The sequence below is a fragment of the Bradyrhizobium sp. STM 3843 genome (assembly GCF_000239815.1).
Lineage (GTDB): Bacteria > Pseudomonadota > Alphaproteobacteria > Rhizobiales > Xanthobacteraceae > Bradyrhizobium.
Genome location: NZ_CAFK01000299.1, coordinates 75,211 through 99,641 on the forward strand (window position 1 = coordinate 75,211; position 24,431 = coordinate 99,641).

21 protein-coding genes are annotated in these 24,431 nt (G+C 62.1%); 6 read left to right on the top strand and 15 right to left on the bottom strand.

Translation table 11 applies throughout. The features are described 5' to 3' along the window. Nucleotides 1-44 precede the first annotated feature (44 nt). From BRAS3843_RS30705 to BRAS3843_RS30715, 3 genes are all read right to left on the bottom strand, one after another. Nucleotides 45-1,187, bottom strand: a complete 1,143-nt coding sequence (locus BRAS3843_RS30705; RefSeq protein WP_008973065.1) for a hypothetical protein — start codon at nucleotides 1,185-1,187, stop codon at nucleotides 45-47. A 224-nt stretch (nucleotides 1,188-1,411) separates the two neighbouring features. Continuing rightward, the gene (locus BRAS3843_RS30710) at nucleotides 1,412-2,224 is read right to left on the bottom strand and encodes an ABC transporter ATP-binding protein (protein ID WP_347379595.1); all 813 of its coding nucleotides are present in this window, start codon (nucleotides 2,222-2,224) and stop codon (nucleotides 1,412-1,414) included. A 19-nt stretch (nucleotides 2,225-2,243) separates the two neighbouring features. Next, nucleotides 2,244-3,356 (bottom strand): TAXI family TRAP transporter solute-binding subunit, encoded by a 1,113-nt coding sequence (locus tag BRAS3843_RS30715; protein WP_139025017.1) that lies wholly within the window; start codon nucleotides 3,354-3,356, stop codon nucleotides 2,244-2,246. Between the two features lie 424 nt (nucleotides 3,357-3,780). On the opposite strand from BRAS3843_RS30715, the gene BRAS3843_RS30720 reads away from it, so the two are divergent. Together BRAS3843_RS30720 and BRAS3843_RS30725 are read left to right on the top strand one after the other, a co-directional pair. After that, nucleotides 3,781-4,782, top strand: a complete 1,002-nt coding sequence (locus tag BRAS3843_RS30720) for an ABC transporter substrate-binding protein (RefSeq protein ID WP_035983412.1) — start codon at nucleotides 3,781-3,783, stop codon at nucleotides 4,780-4,782. 480 nt (nucleotides 4,783-5,262) lie between these two features. Then, on the top strand, nucleotides 5,263-6,153 hold the full coding sequence (locus BRAS3843_RS30725) for a hypothetical protein (protein WP_008973069.1): 891 nt from the start codon (nucleotides 5,263-5,265) through the stop codon (nucleotides 6,151-6,153). A 154-nt stretch (nucleotides 6,154-6,307) separates the two neighbouring features. Here BRAS3843_RS30725 and BRAS3843_RS30730 read toward each other — a convergent pair whose 3' ends face one another. The 4 genes from BRAS3843_RS30730 to BRAS3843_RS30745 all read right to left on the bottom strand — a co-directional run bounded on the left by BRAS3843_RS30730 (nucleotide 6,308) and on the right by BRAS3843_RS30745 (nucleotide 11,416). Next, nucleotides 6,308-7,528 carry an ABC transporter substrate-binding protein gene (locus BRAS3843_RS30730; RefSeq protein ID WP_244425512.1) on the bottom strand — a complete coding sequence of 407 codons (1,221 nt, stop codon included), beginning with the start codon at nucleotides 7,526-7,528 and terminating at the stop codon, nucleotides 6,308-6,310. An 8-nt stretch (nucleotides 7,529-7,536) separates the two neighbouring features. Further along, entirely contained in the window at nucleotides 7,537-9,267 is a 1,731-nt protein-coding gene (locus tag BRAS3843_RS30735) for an acetolactate synthase catalytic subunit (protein ID WP_008973071.1), read from the bottom strand. Then, nucleotides 9,264-10,613, bottom strand: coding sequence for an aspartate aminotransferase family protein (locus BRAS3843_RS30740; protein ID WP_008973072.1), 1,350 nt, complete (start codon nucleotides 10,611-10,613; stop codon nucleotides 9,264-9,266). The genes BRAS3843_RS30735 and BRAS3843_RS30740 overlap by 4 nt, the downstream gene beginning before the upstream one ends. Before the next feature lie 116 nt (nucleotides 10,614-10,729). Beyond that, nucleotides 10,730-11,416 (bottom strand): GntR family transcriptional regulator, encoded by a 687-nt coding sequence (locus tag BRAS3843_RS30745; protein ID WP_008973073.1) that lies wholly within the window; start codon nucleotides 11,414-11,416, stop codon nucleotides 10,730-10,732. Nucleotides 11,417-11,570: 154 nt separating this feature from the next. Here BRAS3843_RS30745 and BRAS3843_RS30750 point away from each other — a divergent pair, with 154 nt between their 5' ends. Genes BRAS3843_RS30750 through BRAS3843_RS30760 form a run of 3 tightly spaced genes read left to right on the top strand, consistent with a single transcriptional unit; the run spans nucleotide 11,571 to nucleotide 14,461 of the window. Then, complete coding sequence (locus BRAS3843_RS30750) at nucleotides 11,571-12,719, top strand: ABC transporter ATP-binding protein (protein WP_008973074.1); 1,149 nt, start codon at nucleotides 11,571-11,573, stop codon at nucleotides 12,717-12,719. Nucleotides 12,720-12,722: 3 nt separating this feature from the next. Continuing rightward, nucleotides 12,723-13,586 carry an ABC transporter permease gene (locus BRAS3843_RS30755; protein ID WP_008973075.1) on the top strand — a complete coding sequence of 288 codons (864 nt, stop codon included), beginning with the start codon at nucleotides 12,723-12,725 and terminating at the stop codon, nucleotides 13,584-13,586. Next, nucleotides 13,586-14,461, top strand: coding sequence for an ABC transporter permease (locus BRAS3843_RS30760; RefSeq protein WP_035983415.1), 876 nt, complete (start codon nucleotides 13,586-13,588; stop codon nucleotides 14,459-14,461). The genes BRAS3843_RS30755 and BRAS3843_RS30760 overlap by 1 nt, the downstream gene beginning before the upstream one ends. Nucleotides 14,462-14,683: 222 nt before the next feature. Here BRAS3843_RS30760 and BRAS3843_RS30765 read toward each other — a convergent pair whose 3' ends face one another. Genes BRAS3843_RS30765 through BRAS3843_RS30800 form a run of 8 tightly spaced genes read right to left on the bottom strand, consistent with a single transcriptional unit; the run spans nucleotide 14,684 to nucleotide 23,709 of the window. Continuing rightward, nucleotides 14,684-15,802: an ABC transporter ATP-binding protein gene (locus BRAS3843_RS30765; RefSeq protein WP_008973077.1), complete on the bottom strand. Its 1,119-nt coding sequence runs from the start codon at nucleotides 15,800-15,802 to the stop codon at nucleotides 14,684-14,686. Nucleotides 15,803-15,813: 11 nt separating this feature from the next. After that, nucleotides 15,814-17,571, bottom strand: a complete 1,758-nt coding sequence (locus tag BRAS3843_RS30770) for an iron ABC transporter permease (protein ID WP_008973078.1) — start codon at nucleotides 17,569-17,571, stop codon at nucleotides 15,814-15,816. Between the two features lie 11 nt (nucleotides 17,572-17,582). Further along, nucleotides 17,583-18,593 (bottom strand): extracellular solute-binding protein, encoded by a 1,011-nt coding sequence (locus BRAS3843_RS30775; RefSeq protein WP_139025018.1) that lies wholly within the window; start codon nucleotides 18,591-18,593, stop codon nucleotides 17,583-17,585. 42 nt (nucleotides 18,594-18,635) lie between these two features. Next, complete coding sequence (locus BRAS3843_RS30780; protein WP_008973080.1) at nucleotides 18,636-19,049, bottom strand: Rieske 2Fe-2S domain-containing protein; 414 nt, start codon at nucleotides 19,047-19,049, stop codon at nucleotides 18,636-18,638. Beyond that, on the bottom strand, nucleotides 19,046-20,152 hold the full coding sequence (locus tag BRAS3843_RS30785; protein ID WP_008973081.1) for an amidohydrolase family protein: 1,107 nt from the start codon (nucleotides 20,150-20,152) through the stop codon (nucleotides 19,046-19,048). Before BRAS3843_RS30785 ends, BRAS3843_RS30780 begins: the two co-directional genes overlap by 4 nt. Then, nucleotides 20,149-21,273, bottom strand: coding sequence for an amidohydrolase family protein (locus tag BRAS3843_RS30790; protein WP_008973082.1), 1,125 nt, complete (start codon nucleotides 21,271-21,273; stop codon nucleotides 20,149-20,151). The genes BRAS3843_RS30785 and BRAS3843_RS30790 overlap by 4 nt, the downstream gene beginning before the upstream one ends. A 53-nt stretch (nucleotides 21,274-21,326) precedes the next feature. Next, the gene (locus tag BRAS3843_RS30795) at nucleotides 21,327-22,376 is read right to left on the bottom strand and encodes an ABC transporter substrate-binding protein (RefSeq protein ID WP_008973083.1); all 1,050 of its coding nucleotides are present in this window, start codon (nucleotides 22,374-22,376) and stop codon (nucleotides 21,327-21,329) included. A gap of 4 nt (nucleotides 22,377-22,380) precedes the next feature. After that, a complete protein-coding gene (locus tag BRAS3843_RS30800) occupies nucleotides 22,381-23,709 on the bottom strand; it encodes a Rieske 2Fe-2S domain-containing protein (RefSeq protein WP_008973084.1) in 1,329 nt (442 codons plus the stop codon). A 187-nt stretch (nucleotides 23,710-23,896) separates the two neighbouring features. Between BRAS3843_RS30800 and BRAS3843_RS30805 the strand changes: the two genes are divergently transcribed. Beyond that, nucleotides 23,897-24,379 (top strand): MarR family winged helix-turn-helix transcriptional regulator, encoded by a 483-nt coding sequence (locus tag BRAS3843_RS30805; protein WP_008973085.1) that lies wholly within the window; start codon nucleotides 23,897-23,899, stop codon nucleotides 24,377-24,379. Nucleotides 24,380-24,431: the final 52 nt, after the last annotated feature.

Below are 24,431 nucleotides of genomic sequence, written 5' to 3' on the forward strand. Positions count from 1 at the left end.
TTGCGATTCGAGCTTGAGAGCGGACGCCTCGAAGATCACTCGTCTCAGCGTCCATAGGTGGTCGCAAGCGCATCGAGCTGGCGCTGCGCTTCCGGCGCCCCCCACTCCCGTGCCCGCTGATACCACGTCCGGGACTGTGCCAAGTCGGGGCCAGCGTCGGCGGCGCCGGATTGCCGCGATAGGATCGGGTCGTAGGTCTTCGCCAGGACATAAGCAGCGCGTGGATCATGCGCATCGGCGGCCCGAAGCAGGAGAACACGCGCGCCCTTTACGTCACCGGTCGCGAGCATTTCCTGTGCGCGCCGGATCAGGCTGCCAACCTCATTGGCGGTGAGATCTCTCGCGACTTCCACGGGCGCTGGCGCTGCTGCGGCGGGCTCCGGCGGCGCAGCGGCCGAAGGCGCGGCGGGCTCAGGCGCCGAGGCGGCGACAATCGGCGCAGGGGGAGGAGGAGGCGCTTTCCAACCCAATTGGACCACGGCCGAGACCAAGACGGTCCCGTCTGCGCCCCGCAACTCGGCCAGGAGCTTGACCTCGCCTGCAAAGTCGGCCGGCGGCGTCACGACGACATCTGTGGCGGCCTCCGCCGGGACGCGCCACTCGCCCAGGCTCGTCTGTGTGCCGGATGTAAGCCGCGTGCCGATCGGCAGACCTTTGACGGTGACGGTCGACCCCGGCTCGGCCTTGTCGATGGCGACCCCGAGCTCGAGCGGCTCGTTGATCGCTCCGCTTTGATTGCGAACGACCAATGTCGGCGCCGGGCGGCGCGGCGCAGCCGTGAAAAGCCGCGCTGGGGCCCAACCGTGCTCTTCGAACGTCGACTGCGCCTGCGGAAACAGAACGACATAGGTCAGCGCGGTCGCGGCTGCGCCGATGATCGCGATCGCAAATGTCGCCAGGCTGGAGCCCGATTTACCTCGCTGCAGCATGGATGCGTTCAGCTCTTCGGCTTCCATCTGCTGCCGCATCGCCGCGGCAACGGCGGCGCTAAAGGCATCGGACGTGTCGCCAGCGCGCGTTTCCTTGGTCTCCACGACGCGCAGGTGCGGCGCCGGCTCATCCGCCCGGCGCAGCGGTGACACGCCATCGTCTTGACGAGGCGCTATCGATGCGCCTCTGGCGTCCGATCCCGGTGGCGCATAGTAGGCAAGGCTGTTGGGATCGTGATTCTGCTTGATGTCATTCACGCTGAACCCCCTACTCGCTCTCGATTCTGTAGCGACGTCGGCCATCATTTGGTTACGCCGGGCACCTTTTCCCGGCGAACTTGCTCATGCCGTCGACGGCCCTCCGGTCGCGTTTCCTCGCCGAGGCGCAACCCCATGTCCGTTCATCCGTACCGATGCAATCGGAGCATCATGACCGGATTTATACTCTTGACGATGACTCATCTTGGCGACGCACTTTCTGCTTATTCGGAGAACGACGCCGGCCGGTTCTGGACCTGCTGCGCCCGATATTCTCTCATCACCAAACCGCGCACATATTTGCGCAATTCGCCGAATTCCGGGTATTCCTGGATCGCCTCGCTACGCGGATAGGGGATCTTGACGTCGATGATCTCCCTGATCCTTGCCGGCCGCGCCGTCACGACGACGATACGCGAAGCCAGGTAGATCGCCTCCTCGACGGAGTGCGTGATGAGCATCACCGTCTTCTCCTCCGCGGCGAGGACACCCAGCAACATGTTCTGCATGTTCGCACGGGTCTGCGCGTCAAGCGCCCCGAACGGCTCGTCCATGAGAAGGAATTTCGGCTTGACCGCATAGGCTCTCGCGATTGCGAGCCGCTGGCGCATGCCACCAGAGAGATGCTTGGGGTACGAATTGGCGAAATCCGAAAGGCCCATCAGCGAGAGATAATGTTCGCAGATCTCGTCGCACTCTTTGCCCGGGACGCGGTTGGCCTTCAGCCCCAACCCGAAGGCAATATTGTCTCGGACTGTCAGCCACGGATAGACCCCATATTCCTGGAAGATGACGCCGCGTTCAGAGCCTGGCCCTGTGATCGGCCGGCCCTCAAAGGTGAGGGCACCGCTGGTAGGCTTCTGGAATCCAGCCAGCATGCTCATCATCGTCGTCTTCCCGCAGCCGGATGGGCCGATCACCGCGACAAAGTCCCCGCCGTGGATGTCATAGCTGACATCTTCCACGACGGTCATAGGACCGTTGGGCGTATCGAAATCGAGCGAGACCCGATCGAAGCTGGCGAGGGCGGTTTTCACGGAGGTCACAACACAGCGCCTAATGTTTCTTGGCCTCGGTCTGAGACCATTCGAGAAACTCCTTGAACAGGCGCTGCTTGTCCGCCGGTGTGGCCTGAGGCCCTCCCTGCCGCATTGCGAGGAACTGATCGAATTTGGCCTGCTGCAGCAACTCCCGTGCAGCCGGGAAACGCTGCCAGCCCGGCAGTTCTCTGGAGAAGTCGACCTCCTTCCACTTCGGATGTCGGGGCTGCTTCTGGAGGTCGGCGAAATGCGCGAACAGGTTTTCGACGAATTTGGCTACCCGACGATAGCGCTCGCTCGACGGCTGCCAGTTATTGGTGATCAGCACCGAATCGATCGCAATCGTCTGAATCGACTGCCCGTCATCGACCAGGTTCGGATACAGCGCGTGTTCAAGCTGAGCCGGCAGATAGACGTTCTCCAGCGTCCGGGTATAGGGGATCTCCAGCAGATGCAGGTTGTCGCTCGCAGCCACGTGCGAGAGCGCCCCTGACGGCTTGCCGGAGAAGAAGACCGTCGCCGCGATCTCTCCGTTCTTCACGGCGACGATCGCATCCGACTGATTCATGTTCACTTCCTGCACGTCGACCGACAGCAGCCCGAAGACGTCCCGCGACGTGATCTGAGTGCTTGATCCCGCCTCGGAAAAATTGACCTTCTTGCCGGCGAGGTCCTGAAGCGACTTGATGTTGCGACTGGCAATCACGTGCATTTCTTCGGGATAAAGCCGAGTGATGTAGTTCAACCGCTGATCGAGGTCCGCCGTGAGTTCGCCGGTCGAGGCAAAATATCGCAGCATCTGGGTCGAGGTAATGCCGACGTCGACACCGCGCAGATAGAGTACGTCCCGGATGTTCTGAGCGCCGCCCAGACCTACGATCGGCAACACCCTGAGGTCGTCGCCGTTGAGGACCACCGCAAGATCATGCGCGACATCGAGCGAGGTCTCTTCGGGGCTGCCTGCGATGATGGTCACGGTGTTGGCGTTCAGCTTTGCCTTCCACTGATCTTCCAACCGGCCTGGCAAGGCGGCCGGACGGTCCGGCGTCAGCACCATGGGCGTGCGCTCGGCAACCTTCTGAGCAAGAACAAGCGGCCCAGCCGCAACTACCAGGACGAGCGCGAGCATTCGCGCCAGCCACACAATCTTGGATTGTTTTATGGTGAGCTCCCTGCAAGGCGGAAGAGCATGCCTGTCCCATTGGAGCATCATCATTATGTTCCCGATGGCGGGAATTGGCGAACATCCCGCGCAGGCTGAACTCTGGTTGCAACCCTGTGTTCGGTTTAAGGCTTTTTTTCGCTCGCCCTCTGGTCGAACAATGAAGAATCGCACAAATGCTGTTTTTCAGAAATCGTAGTTCGTCATTTGATGCGTGCGGTCGAAACTCGCTTTTTTGCCAAACTCTCGCTGCTTTGATGTGGCGCGGCCGCTCCAGGTAAAATGCACGCATGCGTGCATCGCTCTGCACGATGAGAGGATCTTGGTTGCGCGCCGAAAAGATCACTGTGATTGCTGCGCCCCATCATGGGCGCTGGGGAGGAAAGTGATGATGGACCGGCGCGAATTCATTGTGTCTGCATCTGCCGCAGCGGCGACGTCTGCAATCGCCGCACCGGCGGTCGCGGCTCCAATGGCGAAGACGAAGTTGCGCATCGGCTATCTTCATACGGTCGCCGTGGATGAGCAGATCTGGCTCGCCGACCATCTCGGCGCCTGGGCGCGCAACGGGCTCGATCCGCAGTTCAAGGAGTACAAGACCGGCATCGAGTTGTTCAACGCGATGGGGGCTGGCGACATCGACATGCTTGCGACCGGTGCGGTGGTCTCGAATTTTCCTGCACGTGGACAGGGCAAGATGTTTTTGGCCAACTCAATCGAATACGCCACAGCCCAGCTCTGGGTGCGCGAAGACATGGGCGTGCGGCAGTTCGCAGATTTACGCGGCAAGCGGGTCGCCACCACAGCCGGCACGACTGCCCATGTGTTCCTCGACAACGCGCTACGCGAGAACAAGATGACGGCGGCCGACATCGATCTCGCGGGCATGCCGATGCCCCAGGCGGTGGACGCGTTCATCACGGGCAATGTGCCCGCCGTCGCGCTATGGGTACCTTTCAACATCGCCGTGCGCGAGAAGGTGCCGCAGGCCAAAATGCTGCTCGATGCGGGCGTGTTCTATCCGAGCGCCGCAGTGGTCGACGGCTGGGCGGCCTCGAACACGTACTACGCGGCCAACAAGCCCGTGCTCGCGCGCGTCGTCCGGGCCTGGATCGAAGCCAATGATATGCTGATGGCACGCACCAACGAGGCGCTCGGCATCCTGCACGACAAATACTATCCGCAGGTTCCGCTGCGCGACATCAAGGAGCAGTTTGGCGCAATGCGCGTATTTCCGACCGCGGTCTGGCGCCGGCTCTACAGCAACGGCACCATTGTCGAATGGCTGCAGCAAGTCACCGATTTCTACGCACGGGTGACCAAGATCGCCAATCCCGTACCAGCGGCACAATATTTCGATCCCAGCATCTTCTTGTCGGTCACCAAGGACTAGAATCGGTAAGGACTAGGGTCGGCGGCGATGCAGGCCGGAAAGGAACATCGATATCGCGGCTGAGCCGCGCTCGCGACAATAAGGAGTCATTGGAGCCTGTGCTGCCTTTGATTTGTCGCTGCTTATCAGCTCGCGCAGCCTTGATGAGCAGCTTGACCTCGCGGACCGTGATGACATCGCCTAATCAGTGCACCACCTGCCTCGCAGTTCAAGCTTTTCATGCCGGTGAATCACACCACTTAGCAGCTCTTTATGTTCTTTCGTTCGCTAAAGCCGCGACGTCGGATCAATTGCCGCAGTTGCTAACGAGGAACTGTCACTACTGAACATAACGGACGCGGCTCCGCTAGATAAAGCTCTGCCGGAGTTCCCCTCAGAACGATCGGCTTGCATTGCCGGCTCTCTGTCTTAGTCGGCAGATGCTCCTATATTTTTCTCTGCTGTCGAGATTCTCGGCTCAACCACTCTGAAAGGTCGACCATGATGAAAAGCTCGGCCGTTATCATGCTGACGACATTGATTTCCAATGTTACGCATCTTCCTGTCCCGGACGGACTGAGCTTCCTTTCGGCTGGTCTGTCTTACAACCCAACGTCGTCGGAGACCACACCAGATGGCGTCGCCCCGCGGGGGACAGGCGGCGGACAGATTGATCGTTCCTGCCCGACCGAGATTACGTTCACGCGGGCGCTAAGATATAAGGACGACGCTTCGACTGTCCTTGACGTCGCGACCGCGCCGGCCCCGCCGGACGCCAGACGGCCGGTGGTTGTGTTCTTTCGCGCCGCAGCGGAGGAACAATTGTCGCTGTCAACCGACGTTATCCGCTCGGCTATGTGCTTCGCCGCTGCGCACGGTCTAGTTGCCGTTCAAGTTTATTACCGCGAGAACGAAAAGGAATGGTCCGAGGGCACAAAGGATATCGCTGCCGCCATATCTTGGTTGACCGAGAATGCCGATTTATTCGCGGCCAATGTCTCGGAGATCGTCCCGGTCGGTTGCGGGCCCAGCGCGTCCCGTTTATTGAGCATCGTGATCGATAAGGAATTTCAACTAAAGGGCGCGGACATTGCGGGTCTAATATTGGTGTCGCCGGCCTTCCGCGAGTCCGACCGTTCGATCGAGCGCGGGCTATCCAATATCAAAATCCCGATCGTGCTCGCCTGGTCATCGAGCGATGCGCCGGATCTCAGATCCACAAGCGAAAGGTTCAGAGCACTTCTCTGCGAAGCGGGGCATTGCCCGCGCGCTGCCGTAATCGGACAGCCGGGAAATCCGGCGTCAGTCTTTGATTTGGACGGAACGAGTGTCGATCTCCATGGACGACTGCGTCAGCTCATCGGCCAGCTCGACGCGCGTGGCCTACCATGAGCGATGCCCTTTCACGATGAGCTGTCCGGTTGTTGGAACAGCAAGCCGTGTCGCGCGCGTTGGCGAGGGCTCGGGCGATCGAACTCTGATATGCCTGCTGGGCGTATCTGACGAAAGCCGAAGCCGGGTCGGGAAGCCCGACCCGACGCCAGCGTCACTGCTGGATCCAGGCGTTCCAGGCTTCGAGCATTCTGGCCTGGTTCGCAGCGATCCAGGCAGAGTCATGCTTGACGATGCCCTTGAAGGCTTCCGGCGAGTTCGGGATATTCGCGCGCGCCGCCTCACTCATCTTAGCGATGGCTTCCAGGCTGGGCGGCGTGACGTTGAGCCGCTCGGCTAGCTTCGCCTGCACCTCCGGTTGATCCAGATAGAATTTCAACAGAGCTTCGGCTCCGGCCGAGTTAGGACCGTCGCGCAGGATCTGCATGGTGTCGGCCAGCAAGAAAGCGCCGTCATAGGAGGTGCCGACGGGCTGCCCTTCCGCTCGAAGCGCGGACGCACGCGTGCCCCAGATCATGCCCATCACGTACTCGGCGTTGCGGAAGCCCTGCTGGCTCTGGTCGCCGGTGCGCCACCAGAGCTGGATCTGCGGCTTGATGGCGTCGAGCTTCTTGAGTGCGCGGTCGATGTCGAGAGGAAACAACTTGTCCGCCGGCACGCCATCGGCCAGCAGCGCCGCGGCGAAGACGCGCCACGGGTCATTGAAGCTCGGGAGTGCGCGGGGCCCGGGAAAACGAGCAGTATCCCAGAAATCGGCCCAGGTCTTCGGCCCGCCATTCGTGAAGCGCTGAGTGTTGAAGCCCAGCAGGGTGGCATTGAACGAGATGCGCACGCCAGCGGGATTACAGCTTTTCTCGACCAGATCCTTGCGGGCTTCGAACTGCCTGCAGAAAGCGGTGAGGTCGCGTGTGAAGGCACGATTTTGCGCGGACTCCGCGATGATGTCGACGTTGTTGATGACGTCCCAAGTCACCCGCCCGGCGCTTGCCATGGCCTGAGCGCGCGTGCGTTGCTCGGCGTCCGTCGCAGTCACCGTGCCGACCTTGATCCCGGTTGCCTCGGTGAAGGGCGCGAACCAGATCTCCTTCAAGGCGCGATCGTAGGCGCCGCCGGTTGTGGCAACCACCACCTCACCCGATTGCGCGGCGGCAGCCGACACGAGCACAAGCGCGAGCCCCATCTGTCGGGCGATGCTTGCGACGATGCCCAGGCCGATGAAATGTCGCGCGCAACGGCGCTTCTGGATCCCAGTCATCCTGAAGTTTCCCTCTTCTGCGTTGGTTGAAGGACGATCGGTAACCGGCCCGCGATGCCGCCGCCGATAGCGAAGAGCCCGGCCGGAGCTGTCGCCCGAAATGACCGCAACGGGCCGCAAGACAGCCATCAGACGAGCTCCGCCTCGGCTGGCGCTGGCTTGTCGAGCGTGCCGTCGTAAAGGGAGATCGCCGGATGGGCACCGGGATCAGTCACCACCTCGATCAGGGTCGGACGATCGCCCCGCAGCGCCTCGCGCAGGCTCGGCAGGATCTCGGCAGGCGTCTCCACACGGATTCCGCCGCAGCCGCAGGCGCGGGCAATCGCAGCATGGTCGACGACGGCGAAATGGCAGGCAGTGGTGAAGGCGCCGAACTTCACGGTTTCGGCGTCCCTCTGGTGGCCCAGGACACCGTTGTTCAGAACGATGACGGTGATCGGGATGCCCATGCGGACCATGGTCTCAAGCTCAGCCCAGGCGTGGGCGAAACCGCCATCGCCGACGAGCGCAACGACCGGGGCCGTAGGTTGCGCCACCTTGGCGCCGATTGCGAGCGGCAGTCCCCAGCCAAGCCCCGCCAAGCCTCGCGGCGTCAAGAAACGCATGCCTGGGGCGAGCCCGCGCAACTGGCCGACGATCCACATCGAGGAATAACTTGCGTCAGCAACGACGATGGTGTCGGGCGTCAGCAGGGTTTGCAATTCCGCCATGACGCGCTCGGGCCGGATCGGGCTCGTATTGTGCTGAACCAGCGGAGTGCGCGCGGCGTCAAAGCGCCGCCAGGCATCGGCGATTCGTGCTTCAAGGCCGCTTCGCGCCATGATGCGCTTGGTCAAATCTTGTTTCCCCAGCGCATCAACCAGCGCATTCAGCGTCTCAACGGCTTCCCCCACGAGACGCATGGCCTCGTAGTTGCGCCCGATCTCCTGCGGATCGAGGTCGATCTGGACTACACGCGCGCTCGGGGGAATGAGCCGCCAGCTATCCGTGCCGTTCTGGTTGTTGCGTGTGCCGACCTGCAGGATCAGGTCTGATTGGGCGAGCAGAGTGCGACTATGGCGGCCGAGCGAAGTTGGGCCGACCAGCGCGCCGAGAACACCGCAGGACAGCGGATGATGCTCGTCGACGGCTCCCTTGCCCATGTTGGTGGTGAAGACAGGCAGTGCGGCGACATCCTGGAGACGGGCCAGCGCTGCCGGAGCATCCCGCGACAGCGCGCCTCCGCCTGCCATGACCACGGGATTGGAAGCTCCGGCGATCATCCCGGCGACAACCTCGATATCAGCCTGTGCGGGACGGGTCCGATCGAGTGGGAAGACGCCATAGCTAGCTTTGCGCGCGACCGCCGGCGCGGTCGCCAGCTCGCGCAGTAGGTCGGCGGGCAGCAGCAGCACTGCGGGGCCGGGCCGGCCGCTCGCGGCGGCGACGAAGGCTGCATCCACGTAGTCGTCAACGCGGTCTGCGCCGGGTAGCCTGCGAGTCCATTTCGCGCAGGAGGCGAACAGGGCAATGTGATCGAGTTCCTGGAAAGCGTTCTTGTCGACCTGGTGGCGTTCGACCTCCTGAACAAGCGCGACGATCGGGATACTCGCCTTCAGCGCCTCGGCGAGAGGCGGCACGAGCAGCGTCGCGGCCGTCCCGTTCTGGGCCGCCACAACCGAGACGCGGCCGGAGACACGAGCATAACCGTCGGCCATGGCACCGCCCATGTTCTCCTGGCGATAAGCGATCTGGCGGATGCCGATGGCCTCGGCGGCAAGGATGACGGCAGACGGCAGGCTCTGGCCGAAGATCACCTCCACCCCGTGGCGTTGCAAAGCGCGGGCGATCGCCTGCGCGACGGTTTGGCTGGGCTTCATGCTGCGAGGCTTTCGATCAGGTCGGTTCGGGTGGCGAGGAAATCGTTGAACGCGGACGCGACCAGGTCGATGTCGCCGGTCGTCATAGGAGTCGAGAGACATGCCGCTGCCCCAACAGGAAGGACGATGCCGGCCTCGGCAAATGAACGGGTGAGCTCCTTCATGACGTGGGCCTCGGCGGCGCTCGGGGTCGCTTCGCGGAAGTCACGCGGGAGGGTCGCCTTGGGATGAATCCGAAAGAGCGATGCCACTCCGGAAACGGAGAATGGAGCCCGATGCCGAGCGATCACGCTTCCGAGTTGAGTCCGCAGCCGATCGCCGAGCGTTTCCAGATGGTCGAACGCCGCTTGATCGAGTGCCGTCATCGAGGCGAGGCCGGCGACCATGGAGAGCGGGTTGGCCGAGAAGGTGCCACCCTGCGGAAGCAGAGGCCTGCCGCCGGAAGCGTCGAACACCTTCATCACCTCGCGATGGCCGGCGATCGCGCCGATCGGCAGCCCACCGCCGATGATCTTGCCGAAGGTGAAGAGGTCGGGTTTCAGGCCGTAACGGGCCGACGCGCCCTCGAACCCCTGTCGAAAGCTCAGCACCTCGTCGGCGATGAGCACGATTCCGTGGCGCGCCGCCGCTCGTTGGATCGCGGCGACGAACTCCGGCGTCGGCGCGATCAGGCCGGCGCGGCTCGGCATCGGATCGACTACGATCGCCGCCAGCCGGTCGGCGTGCTCGGCGATCCGCTGTTCGACCCGCGCAGCGTCGTTAAAGCGCAGCGGCACGACCTCATCCAGCACGGAAGCCGGCATGCCCCGATAGTAGGGCACGCTAGCCGGATCGCTCTCCGGTCCCCAGTCGTCCGGAGTGCTCGCCTGGCTGACCTCCACCCAGTCATAAGCACCGTGATAGGCGCCTTCGATCTTGGCGATCGACGCGCGGCCGGTGAAGGCGCGCGCGGCCTTGATCGCGAACATGACCGCTTCGGAGCCGGTGTTCACGAAGCGGATCGTCTCGACGCCCGGAACGCGCCCGCAGATCAGCTCGGCGAGGTCGATTTCAGCAAGGGTCGGGTTGGCGAAGCAGGTTCCGGAACGGAGCTGGCTCGTCACGGCACTAATGACGGGCGCGAAGCCGTGGCCGTGGATCAGGGTGGTGAAGTTGCCATTGAGATCCAGGAAGCGGCGACCATCGAGGTCGAAGAGATAGGCGCCTGCACCGCGCGCAGCGTAGCGGGGAATTGGATCGCGCTCGATCGTGACCCGAGTTGTGCCGTCGACAAAGACTCGCCGGGAACGCTCGAACGCTTCGCGGGACGCCCGCCCAATGGAGTTGTGACCTTCTGTCCCCGTCATCCGCACCCATCTCAGTTCGCAAAAATCGCCAAACCTCCGCAACCATAAAGCCTATTATGGTGTTTGATGCAACAAAATTTTGAGGAAAGCCCAGACTTGGCCCTTGCAACGGCTACCTAGCGTCGGGCTTCGATCATGGCTTTGAGCCGGGAATAGCCGTCGCGGATGTCCTGCTCCATCGCGGAGCGAACCTTCCCACCATCCCTTGCTCGCAATCCTTTTATGGCCGCCATGTGGTTGGAGACGCCCCGCCGGTTCTGTGCGAAATCCGGGTAGAGTTCGTTCAGCGAGGGGCCGACGCGCAGCCACAGCGATTCGATCATCGCGACGAGCCGGGGCCATCCCGAAAGCCGATAGATCAGGAAGTGGAATTCGCGATTGGCTCGGAGAACCTCGCGGTAATCTGCGGCGTCGAGGCCGGCATTGATCGCGGACTGCAGTCGCTGGAGAGTGGCAATGTCGGCAGCCGAAACGGCGAGGACCGAGCGCTCCGCAGCGAGTCCTTCAAGCGCCAGCCGGGTCGCGGTAATCTCGTCGAGAGCATCGAGCGTCAACGAGGGCACCACGACCGTCTTAGGACCCTCGTTGACGAGAGCTCCTTCCGACAGGAGCCGGTTGATCGCGTCGCGAGCCGGCGTGGTGCTGACACCCAGCGCGGCGGCGACCGACCTCACCGTGAGCTTCTCGTTCGGCGGAAAGGAGCCCGCGACGATGATCTCCTTGAGCCGCTCATAGGTGATTTCACCGAGGTTCGACTGCCGGGCGATCGGCGTGACAACATTGGCGAGCAGGTGCTCCGACATGGGGTTTTCCTTGTTGCGTGATGCACCAATTAGCGTTGAGTCGGCCGGAGCACCAGCCGTCGAGGGAGTTGACAAATGATGCACCAAACATCAAATTCGACCCTGACGGCTGGTGCGACCCGCGAGAGCGGGATGAGGCGTTCGAAGGAGAAACATGAGCGAGACATCGATCATCGGTCGCGCAGACTGGGACCCGCCTCCGTCCGCTGCGGCCCTGAAAGGCGAGGCGATCACCATCAGCGGCCTGTCCAAACGGTTCGGCTCGGTCGTCGGTGTCGATCACGTTGACCTTCGGGTCGAAGCGGGTGAGTTCCTTTCCTTGCTTGGCCCCTCGGGCTCCGGCAAGACGACCCTGCTGATGATGCTCGCGGGCTTCGAGACGCCAAGCTCGGGCACCGTCTCGCTGGGTGCGCGCGATCTCACCCGTGTCCCACCCGACAAGCGCGGAATCGGCATGGTATTCCAACGCTACGCCCTCTTCCCGCATATGAGTGTCGCGCAGAACGTGGCGTTTCCTCTGAAGATGCGCGGCATGAGCAGGGCCGAATCCGAGCCGCTGGTCGAGCAGTCGCTCGCCCGCGTACGGCTGGAGGGTTATGGCGGCCGCATGCCCAGCCAGCTCTCGGGCGGCCAGCAGCAGCGCGTCGCGGTCGCCCGCGCTCTGGTCTTCCAGCCGCCGGTCCTATTGATGGACGAACCGCTCGGCGCTCTCGACAAGAAGCTCCGCGAAGAGCTGCAGATCGAGATCAAGACCCTCCACGCCAGCCTCGGTGTCACGATCGTCTACGTGACGCACGATCAGGAAGAGGCACTGACGATGTCGGACCGGATCGCAGTCATGGACAAGGGGCGCATCCAGCAGCTTGGCAGTCCCGTCGCGCTCTATCACGAGCCGGAAAGCAGCTTCGTGGCCGATTTCATCGGCAAGATGAACTTCCTCTCGGGCACCGTCGCCGGCCTGAACGATGGCCGGATCGAGATCGATGTCTCCGGCCAGCGGGTCTCCGTCGCGCGTTCCCAGCTCGGCGGGCGTCGCGAGCTCGGCCGTGGGCAGGCTGTCCGCGTCGCCGCAAGGCCAGAGAGCATCGCCCTGGTGCAGGCGAGCGATGACGCGATCCCTGTCGAAGTCGAGACCTCGATATTTCTCGGCTCTCACCGCACTCTGGTCGCGCGGACGACGGACGGAACGCAGCTTCAGGTCCAGCTTCCGTTCGCGAGGCTGGCTGCGGCGGACGAGCCGCGCGGCATGGCATTCCTCCGACTCGAGCCCGGCGCGCTTCGCGTGTTCGGGGCCGAGGGCTGACCGATGGCCGATGCCACTGCCGCGACGGACCGATCCCTTGTAGGCCAGCTCTCCCGGCCCGCTTCGCTTGCTCTCGCGCTGCCCCTGGTTCTGCTGCTCGGCTTCGCCTTCGTGGTGCCGGTCGCGAAGCTGCTGGCAGGCAGCGTCTTCGCTCCGAACCTAACGGCGGAACATTGGTTGCGCATCGTTCAGGAACCGATCTTCCTGCGCATCCTGCTGCGCACTGTGCAGACCGCGGCCATCGTTACCGTTCTGGCATTCCTCCTCGGCTATCCGGTGGCGCTGGTGATGTCGAGGCAGCAAGGCCGCGGCGCGATGCTGATCGCAGCCTGCGTCCTTATTCCACTGTGGACAAGCGTGCTGGTGCGTTCCTACGCGTGGATCGTGCTGCTCCAGCGAACGGGCATCATCAACAGCGCACTGCTGAACTGGGGATTGATCGATCAGCCGTTGCGGCTCATCTACACCGAAGGCGCGGTCATCGTTGCGATGACGCATGTGCTGCTGCCCTACATGATCCTGCCGATCTTCTCCTCGTTGCGCTCAATTCCGCCGGAGCTCGATCGGGCGGCGCGCAATCTCGGCGCCGGCCCGTGGACCAGCTTCAGGATGGTCACGTTGCCGCTCAGCCTGCCCGGCGTCTATGCAGGCGCGATCATGGTGTTCATCCTGTCGCTGGGCTTCTACGTCACGCCGGCGCTCGTCGGCGGGCCGCAGAACCTGACGATCGCGACGCTGATTGGCCAGCAGACGACCGAGCTGTTGAACTGGCCGTTCGCTGGGGCGCTGGCGGGCCTGCTCCTCGCGGTGACGCTCGGCCTCGTCGCCGTGTTCAGGCGCGTGCTGAGCTTTGGAAAGGCCGGATGATGTCGACCATATCCGAAACCGGCACTGCTGGCGCGCTGCGCTCCGTCCCGGCCCCCAGTCGTGGACATCTTTCACCGGACCTCGGCCGGTGGTTGCTGAACGGCTTCGTCGGTCTTGTGCTGGCCTTCCTGTTATTGCCGACGCTTATCGTTGTGCCCATGTCGCTGGGGGAAGCCTCCTACATCCAGTTTCCCCCGAAGGGCCTCACGCTGAAATGGTACCACGCTTATTTCTCGGACCCGGACTGGATGGGCGCGACCTGGTTCAGCCTGAAGACCGCGTTCGCGACCGCAATCGGGGCGACGGTGATCGGAACACTGGCCTCCTTCGCTCTGGTGCGAGGCAATCTTCCAGGGGCGCGCGCGCTGCAGGCGCTGACACTTGCTCCGCTCATCGTTCCACACATCGTCCTGGCGGTGGCGCTCTATCTCGTCTTCGCTCCGATCGGCCTGACCGGCAATTTCGCGGGATTTGCGATCGCGAATACGATGCTGTCCGTGCCTTTTGTGGTGCTGACGATATCCGCGGCCCTGCAGCGCTTCGATCCGGCGCTCGAACTTGCCGCCCTGAGCTGCGGAGCCAGTCGTACGCAGGCCTTCTGGCACGTGGTGCTGCCGAACATCGCTCCCGGCGTTGCGGCCGGCGCCGTCTTCGCCTTCCTGGCGTCATTCGACGAGGCCACCGTCGCCTTCTTCATTTCCGGTGTCGAGGGCAAGACCATCACCCGAAAGCTGTTCGAGGATATCGACTACAACCTAACGCCGGTGATCGCTGCCGCCTCGACAGTCATGGTCGTCGTTTCGCTCGCCTTGATGGCTGGGGTCGAGTGGCTGCGTTCGCGCAGCGCCGATCGCCCGGTGAATTCGCCGAAGTAGTCTGCGCCGGAAGGCCGTTGTAGGACCCGGCTCAGTGTCGAGATATTCGCCCGTCGGGTCGTCTTCGATCAAACTAGTGCTGGTGTCGTCGAACTTCGAGGGCTCCGGCGACAAGTGGCGCCGGCATGGATTAGCTTGCGGCAAACGCCGAATTTGGTACCTCGCGAGCGCTCCCCATCCGCGCATGCCGCAAGGAGAGGCGCTTATGATGTCCCTTGTCGTTCAACTTTTCAGCTCGTTCGGATTGGGGACGGCCCACGCTACCTGCCGCGGAACCACAACGGTGACATCGTCACCAATCGCGTAATTGTTGATGGCCGACGCATCGACATTGAACTCTCCCGTTTCGGTCTGCACGATGATCGAGCGGGTCGCTCCGCGAAACGTCGTATGCGTCACCCGGCCGAACCATCTCAACCCCTGCTCTGCGTTGGTCACATTGGCTGACGCAATGCGCGCGTCTTCCGGACGGACCATGACCGTGACGGATTGTCCAGGCTGCACCTCGTTTGCGGCTTCACATGGACCGCGCCAGCCCCGTCCCACGACCTCGAGCCGCACGCGACGGCCATTGATCCGCGAGCAGCCAGTGACTTGGGCGTCCAGCAGGTTTGGTGTCCCGAAGAACGCCGCGACGGTGCGGTTTGCGGGAAACCGATAGATCTCCTCCGGTGCACCGATCTGTTGGATACGACCGCGATCCATCACAACGACCCTGTCCGACAGGGACATGGCTTCTGACTGATCGTGCGTCACGTAGAGCGTTGTCATGCCGAGCCGCTTTTGAATCGCTCGAAACTCGTCACCCATCTGCAGACGAAGCTTCGTGTCGAGATTGCTCAAGGGCTCATCGAGCAAGAGAACTTTCGGCTCAAAGACGAGCGCTCGTGCGATTGCGACCCGCTGCTGTTGTCCGCCCGACAATGCCGGTGCCGGCCTTTGCGCAAATCCTTCCATCTCGACAAGGCGCAAGGTCTTTGCGACAGCCTGCTGTATTTCGGCATTGGGCCGCCGCCGAACACGCAGAGGATAGGCGACATTCTCGAAAACGGTCATGTGCGGCCAGATCGCGTAGGACTGAAAGACCATGCCGAGACGTCGCCGTTCCGACGGCACGAAGATGCCGCGTGCGGCATCACTGACGATGTCATTGCCGATGCTGATGCGACCGCCGCTGTTCTGCTCGAGGCCTGCGACCATGCGGAGCGTCGTCGTCTTGCCGCAGCCGGACGGACCCAGCAAGGTCACGAACTCTCCCTCGTTCACCCGGAGATCCACGTTGCTGACAGCAGCGAAATCCCCGAAATTCCGACTGACCTTTTCAAGAACGACGTTGGACATGGTGGAACTTCCTACCTCACAACGCGCTTCAGCATCTTGAGCTGCAGCCATCGAAACAAGACGACCAGCAGCATCATCAGAAGCCCGATGACACTGACCTGCTCCGCATTGCCATTGGCCCAGAGCTTCAAAAGCACGACCGACAGGACCTCCGATCCGACCGAATAAAGCAGCACGGAGGCGCTGAGCTCACGCATGATTCCAAAGAAGACCAAGACCCACCCGACCGCAAAGGACGGCCAGGCCAACGCGAGCATGATGCGCCACATGGTCTGCAGCCAGCTCGCGCCGTGCACGCGTGAGCACTCCTCCAGATCGTAGGAAAGCTGCGCGTAGGCGCTCGACATCACGCGTACGGAGAGAGGCGTCCCTAACGAGAGGTAGGCCAGCAGCAGCGCCCAGATCGTCCCGTAGATCGGAATTGCGTGCGGCAGCAGGGCAAAGCCCCAGAGGAATCCGACGCCAAGTACAATTCCCGGCATCATCCACGGCAGCCAGGCCATGGCGTCGATCAGCGCGCGGCCGCGCCATTTGGTGCGAACGGATACGTAGGCCACCGCGCCGCCGAGCACCATCGTCAGCGTGGCCCCGGTCAAGCCAAGCAGCATCGTGTTGCCAAATCCGCGCCAGAACTCGCTGCTGCCAAACACTTCCCGGTAATGGTCGAGGGTCAGCATCTCCCATTCATAGAACCCGAAGAACTTGAAGAAGGATCCGATCAGGAGCTGACCGACGGGCAGCAGGACCGTCGCAACGAAGAACAGGACGCAGAAGCCGAACGTGACCCACCGCCACCGCCCCAGCTTGATCACGCCTGGAGAATAACCCTTCCCGCTGACGGCCACAAAGCTGCGGCCGCGCAGCAGGCGCCATTGCAGCAGCACGATCAGAAACATCAGCGCCATGATGACGAAGCTGGCCGCGGTTGCGTATTGATATTGCGGCGGCGAGCGCTGGTTGATCGAATCGTAGATCTCGGTCGTGATGACGTGGATGCCGGCCGGCGTCCCGAAAAACAGCGGCGACTCGAAATTCTCGATGCCGCGAATGAAGCTCAAGATCGCCCCGCTGGTGAGGGCGGGTAGCATCAACTGGAGCGTCACCGTACGGAATGTGCGCCACCGCGATGCTCCGCACATCCGTGCCGCCTCCTCGAGGCCCGGATCCATGGCCCGGAACGCGTCGACAATCAGAAGAAACAAAAATGGCACTGAATATTGCATCATGTGCCAGACCACGCCTCCATACGAATAGACGTTGATCGGTGAGTCGCTCGATCCCGTGATCCATTGATAGAGCTGATTGAGAAGCCCGACCTGAGGATTGCCTAGCATGCCCCAGGCCATGGCAGTTAGGATTGGCGGGATGAAGAACGGTAGCGTGACCAGAACTTCAAGTGTGCCGCGGAACGGTGTGTCGGTCCTCGCCAGGATCCAGGCCAGGAGCACCGCAAGCACGACCGACGGCACCGTCTTCGCGAGCGAGATGCCGATGGTGTTTGCGAGCGTGACCAGGCTTTGCCGGGTCAGGACGTCCTGATAGCCGTCCAGATTGAATGTCCCGGCCATGCCCGGTGGCGTCGAATGGAGACTCCCATAGAGCAGCATCGACAGTGGGTAGACGGACAGAAAGGCGAGCACCAACCCGAGCACGAGCAGGGCCGCCGTCCGGCTCGCCGAATTCGACTGCAGCCAACGGGGCTGGGAGAGCAGGCTCCCACCTGCTGTCCCGCTTACCTCCCTCACCCGGTCATCCGTCGAGATCGCCATGTGCCGGAACTCTATGGATAGAGCTTCTTGGCCAAGGCCATCATCGACGGCCGCTCCGACAGCTTCGCCGGACCGATCAATTTGGCATTGGCGAAGGGTTGAGCGTCAGGATTGGCGCGCTCGGCCACCCCCGCGACGACAGGAGGCATCCAGGCGTTCGCATAGATGAGCTGCGATTCCAGCGACAGAAAATGCTGGATGAACAGGCGCGCGGCGTTCGGATGCGGCGCGTTCTTGAGGACCGCCAGATCCATTTCCGCATAGGGAGCGCCCTCCTTGGGTATGACGACCTTGACGGGGAGGCCCTTGAGGTCCGAGGTAAAGGCAAAGATCTGTGGGACGTAGATCGGGTATTCACCTCGCGCGACGCGGCGGGCGTCATTGCGCATGTCCCGGCTGAACACCGGCTTCTGATCGGCCAGCTTCTCGTTGAAGCCGGCGTCCATCCGATGCTGCAGGATGGCGAACATGGTGTTGCCGCTGCCGAGCGGCCGCATGTCATCGGACAGTATCTTTCCTTTCCACTTTGGATTGATCAGATCGTCCCAGCTTGTCGGGATGTCCTGATCCTTCACCAGTCGCGTGTTGATCAGGATACCCATCGGCTGAACGTAGGCAGGGACGCTGTATTCGTCCGCGCGAAATGGCGGACGCAGATTGGCGGCATTCGGAATCTGCGGCAGCTTCTCGATGAAATCGCCGTTCTGACGCTGCTCCTCGATCATGGTCGTGGTGATAATCTCCAGGTCGCCGAGATAGCGGCCAGCGGATTGCTCCGTCCGGATCCGCTCCGCCAGTTCGCTGGCCCGCAGATCGAGGCTCTCGACGGGAATTCCATATTTGGCCTCGAAGGATTTCAGAACTGCGGTGAAATAAGGCGCGCCAAGCGCCATGTCGTAGATGACGAGCTTGCCCTCTTTCTTCGCCGCGTCGACGACGCCCTGCCAGTCGTCTTGCGCACACGCCGGCACAGCAAGGCTCGCGAAACACGCGACAATCGCGACCCGGAGCATGTTCATCATCACCTCTCCACCCCTCCCCTATCTTTTTTGCGGCGCTGATCGCTAAATCTCGACCACGACATATTGCTGCTCGACCGATACCGAAAAGGTCTCGGCTCGCAGCGTGTCATCGGTGAGCGCTCCGCCCGGTTCGACCTTCAGATCGTAGCTTCGCACCTTGGTCCGGTCAGGCTCGCAGCGCGACTTGCCGGTCCGCAGATCGAACTCCCAGCCGTGCCATGGGCAGCGCACGAATTCGCCACGCCGGCTAAACTGATAAGAGCCGGGCTCACTGGCCTCCACGAGACCGACGACGCGTCCCTTGCACAAAGACGCGCCATTGTGAGGACAGCGATTTCCAACTGCGAAATACTCGCCTGCGATATTGAAGATGCCGATCTCCCGACCCGCCAGGGTCACCAAGAGCCGCTGCCCCGGCGGAATCTGGTCGACGGTTGCAACGACGTGCCGCGTCATTGGTCGAATCCATAGAAGGTCCGAGCATTGCCATAGAGCAACTGGTGTCGCTGCGCTTCGGTCAGGTTTGCCTTGAACGCGGTGCGCGGATCGTCGAAATCCCAGTGCGGATAGTCGGTCGCAAAGAGCAGCCGATCCCAGCCGATCCGGTCAAACAGGTCGATCAGGGCGGCAGAGCTCCCCGGCTCCTCCATCGGCTGCGTGGTGAACCACACCTGCTCGCGGACATATTCGGACGGCGGCCGCTTCACTTGGGGAACTTCGCTGCGCAGCCTGTTCCAGTGCTTGTCCATGCGCGCGGTGAACGACGGGATCCAGCCCAGGCCTCCCTCCATGATGACGATACGCAGCGTCGGAAAACGCTCGAACACACCTTCGAACACCAGGCTCGCCAGCACCGCCTGCATGGCCTGTGCGACCATATGATGCTCTTCCATGTAATAGGACGACCAGCCGCCGGCGGTAGAGGGATGGCCGCCCGTTCCTCCGACGTGGATCGTGATCGGCAGGTTGTTGCGAACGGCGGCTTCGAAGATTGGCCAGTATCGACGGCGCCCGAGTGGCTCGTCGGTCCGCGGCAAGAGCAGGATTTGCGTGAAGTTGGGATCACCGCCGCGCGCATCGATTTCGGCAACGGCACCTTCCGTGTCTTCCTGCGCAACCAAGACCGATGCACGCAGGCGCGGCTCCTGCCGGATCCAGCGCTCGACCTGCCACGTGTTCATCGCGCGCGTCAGCGCCACGCCGAGGTCCAGATTGCGCTGACTACCGGGATTCCAGCGCAACGGAATCAGCATCCCGATCTCGACTCCGTTGGGATCGAGATGCTGCTTCCGCAACAAGTCGAGGCTTGATCCCGGAGGCCCGCCCTCCTCCGGATAGGCATCGACGCGGGCGGCATCCGGCGACATCCGCGGATGCGACAGTGCCTCGGAAAAGGCGTGGCGAAGATGGCTGCCGTAGACTGCCAGATGGTCGATCCAGCGCTTCTCCAGATAAGGATGGATCTCCTTCCACGAGGTCATCGCCGGATGAATGTCGCAATCGATGACCTGGAGCCTGTATTTAGCTGATTGGCTCCGTTCCACGTCCATCATGGTCATAGCGCAATCTCCATGGTCTGATTGGCCTTTGCTAAACGTGGATAGGTGGCAAGCGCGTTTTCGCTCAGGATCTTGCGGAACAGGTCAGCCGGCAGATCCTGCGGAAGTGCCGAATCGCCATCAAACTGCCAATGCGGATAGTCGGTCGAGAATAGGAACAGGCTGTCGGACTTCACGTGATCGACAAGGCGGGCAATCGCCTCGCGTTCGTCGGCAGCATCGATCGGCTGGACCGTGAAGCGGACGTGATCGCGAACGATTTCGGACGGCGCGCGCGTCACCCATGGCACCTCCGCGCGCACGCCCTTCCAGGTCTTGTCCGCGCGCCAGATGAACCCGCTGAGCCAGGTCAGGCCCGACTCGATGGCGACCACTTTCAGATCAGGAAACTTCGCGAACACACCTTCGGCAATCATACTTTGCAGCTGGTTTTCGAAGGCGGCCGACTGCGCGATGTAGTCCTCGACAAAATGCGACGGCCATCCCACCGGGGTCGGCGCATAACGATAGGCGCTGCCGGCGTGGACGCCGATCGGAAGCCCCAGCCGTTCCGCCAACCGGTAGATCGGCCAATGCTGACGGCGACCGAGCGTGAGTTCGCCCGACACCAACATCATGATCTGAACGAAGCGGAAATCGTCGGCCCGGCGCTCGACCTCCGCAACCGCAAGCTCGGTATTATGCGCGGGAATGACGATCGAGGCGCGAAGCCGCGGATCACGGTTGAGCCACTCATCTCTGATCCAGTCGTTGGTCGCCCGGCAGAATGCCGCCGCCATGTCCTCGCTGTGAAAAACCTGGGCGCCGTACAGGCAGTTGAGAATGCCGTATCGTGCCTGATAACGATCGAGGACATGATCCTGCATGGCCCTGAGGGACGAACCCGGCTTGTTTGCTTCGCCGAGTGTCCAATCGGGACGACAGGACAGAGGTGCATTCTGCGGATAGCTGGTGAGGCTGAGGTTCAGGCGGTCGAGCGCGCGGACAGTAATCATCTCGCGCCAGTAGTCGTCGAGATAGGGCAAGAGAACGTTCATCCCGGGAACGGCGGGATGCAGATCGCAATCGATGGCACCGGCATATCGGCTGACGCGATCAGCGCTGGCTGCATTTCCTGTCATGGCTGTCCACCTCTTTGATCTTCCAGCGTCCACCGAGCGAGTCGGTCCAGCCGTTACGGGAAGATCTCCCGTGCAAGCGCCAACATCTTGTCCATCTTTGTCGCGTCGGTGGTGCCGAGCAGCTTGCTCTTCTCGAGTTCGGTCATCGCAGGATTGACGTCGGATAACGTGTCCGTCGTGACCGGAAGCAGACCGAGATTGGCGAAGCCCTGCTGCATCTTCTGGCCGAGATAATATTCCATCAGCAGCCGGGCGGCATTTGGATGGGGTGCGTTCCTGAGCAGCGCCAGATCGTAGCCGATATAGGGCATGCCCTCTTTTGGCGCGAGGAGCTTGACCGGCAATCCCTTGAGCTCCGGCATCGAGGTCAGGCTGTCCGGCACATAGATCGGGAGTTCACCGCGAGCGATCCGACGCTCATTGGCCGGAATTTCGCGACTGAACTTGATGTCCTGCTTTGCGAGCTTCTCGAGAAATTCACGACCGAAATGCTCGTGAAGAACATAGAACAGCACCCCGCCGCCGCCGAGGGCGCGGAAATCGTCACTGAGGATTTTGCCTTTCCAGCGCGGATCGGCGAGATCGAGCCAGCTCTTGGGCTCGTCGTCGGCCTTTACGAGCCTGGTGTTGACAAGGATTCCATAGATAATCGCGAACACCGGCAGGCGGATCTCGTCGTTCTTGAACTCCGGCTTCAGATGACCGAGGCTTGGAAGCGAGCCATACGGATCGAACACGTGGTCCTGCGCGATCTGCAACGTGGTCGTCGTCCGCCCGTTTTCCGATACGTCGGCGACAAATCGGCCGGCTGCCTGCTCAATACGAATCCGCTCGCGCACCTCGCTGGCGCGCGCTTCGAGGATGTCTACGGTGATGCCGTAGTTCGCCTCGAAATCCTTCTTCAGCTGCTGATGCGCAGCAAGGCCAACAAAGGCGCTGTACAGCACCACGTGACCTTCCTTCTTCGCAGCATCAACCAGCTTGCCCCACTCATCCTCCGCGCGTGCCGATTGCGGCAATGAGAGCATGGCGGACCCGGCGGCGATGCCGAGCAGAGCCGCGCGCCGGGTGATCAAGGGGTACGCCCGATCGCCCAATGACATCGTCTTACTCCGCGGCTTGCTGAGCGGGCGCCGGCCAGCGAATGGCCGATTTCAACTGCTCCTGATACGCCTCCAGCCAATCGATTTCCGCATCGGCATAGAACGAACCGGCGCGCGCCTTCCAGAACACCTCGGTGTCGTCGACCCCGGGCGGCACAGTGCCATTCTCGGCGAAGGCGCGTGCCACATTGAGCAGCCGGCGGCGCGTGCGCGAGATCATGATATCGCTTGGCGCAAGATGCTCTTTGGTGTGATCGACGATCGGCCCCATGCTCTCGGTGACGGCCTGATCCTGCATCACGATGTTGCGGATGCCGGAATAGATCAGGTTGCTGCGCATCGCCTCGCGGTCGATCTGCCAGTCGTTGCCGGCGTTCTGCACCGGCCGCCAGCGCCCGAACCAATCAGTGCTATTGGGAAGATACTCCAGAGGGTCCGCACCACCGATACCGCCGCCCGACTTCAGTTTCGACGTCGAATAGGTCGCGCCCTTGGCTCGGCCGCCATAGATCGAGATCAGCATCGTATGGGTGTCGTCCATGGGCACCCATGCCTTCGCCACAACGTGATCGGAGAAGTCCGCGTTCGGCGTCTGCGTCCAGAACGGGAGAGAAAAGTGCGCCATGCGCCAGTGCATTCTGCCGTCGGGGTCGGGCCGGTAAGCGCCGTACATCGTGCCCCATTCAGTGTCGGCAATCTTGTACTCCGGGGCGCGATTGGCCACGGTATGGCGAGCCGGATGCCCCTCCTCGAAGTCCTCCGCCTTGATATGGCCAGCATGGAGAAAACCAAAATGCGAGGTGTCGATATCGCCCTCCAGGCCCTGCAGCCAGTTGGCCTCGCGCTGCAGCATCGTGATGGTCAGGTCCTGCTCGGGGACAAACAGGGCTTCATGCATCGGCAGCGGAGGTGCTTCGGCGCGCGAGCCCATATAGACCCAGATCAGCCCTGCCTGCTCCCTGACCCGGTAGCTCTTGGCGCGCACCTTCTCCTTGAAATCCTGCGGCGGCGGAACGTTCGGCATCTCCAGGCAGTGGCCATCGACGTCAAACTTCCAGCCATGATAGACGCAACGGATTCCATTTTCCTCGTTACGGCCAAGGAACAACGAGGTGCGGCGGTGCGGACATTGATGATCGAGCACGCCGACCCGGCCTGCGCTGTCACGGAACGCGATCAGCGCCTCCCCGAGCAGCATCAGCCGCATCGGGTCGCCATCGGCTTTCAACTCCGAGGAAAGCGCGGCCGGAATCCAGTACTGCCGCATCATCTCGCCCATGACCGTGCCCGGCCCGACGCGCGTCAAATCATGGCCATCCGTCGCCTTGGACATGCTTTCCTCCCGATTTTTTTTGCGTGCGCTGCACGATTTCAAATTAATTGCATTATGCAATTATTTTGATCCACGTCAATGACATCGCTGCTCTCGGGCGCGCGGCGCGCTCATTGAGACGCAAACCGGGCGTCGTTATAGTTTCCCGCGATCGCTGTCCACGAAGCCAAAGGAATGCTGCCAACCCATGAAGAGCAAAGCCCCCATCATTCCGCTCGAACATTGGATTGGCTATCGGTTCAGTCGTATCGCAGCTCGCGTGGGCAACTACGTTGCTCAGATGTATGTGGCCCGCCACGACCTGACGATGCCGGCGTGGCGCTGCCTTGCCGTCATCGCCCGGTATCAGCCGTTGACGGCGAAGGAGCTCGCGACGCTGACGTCGACCGATGCCTTCAAGGTCACCCGCGCCATCGAACTATTGGTGCGCCGCAAGCTCATCCGGCGCGACGTCGACAAAGACGATAGACGTCGCGCAAGCCTCAGCCTCACGTCCGAGGGACGCACGGTCTACAAGGACGTCGAGAAGTTTACCATGCGTCTTGAGCAAGAGCTGACCGCCGAGTTTGACCAGGCCGAAACTGCAATGTTGCGACAACTTCTCGATAAGCTCGATCGGCAGTTCGAGACCAGGATCGGCGTACATTCCTGGGAAAAGTTTCAAAAATAAGCGTGCGCAAGGTAGCCCATATCCACGGTTCCGCTCAACGTGTGCGAATCCA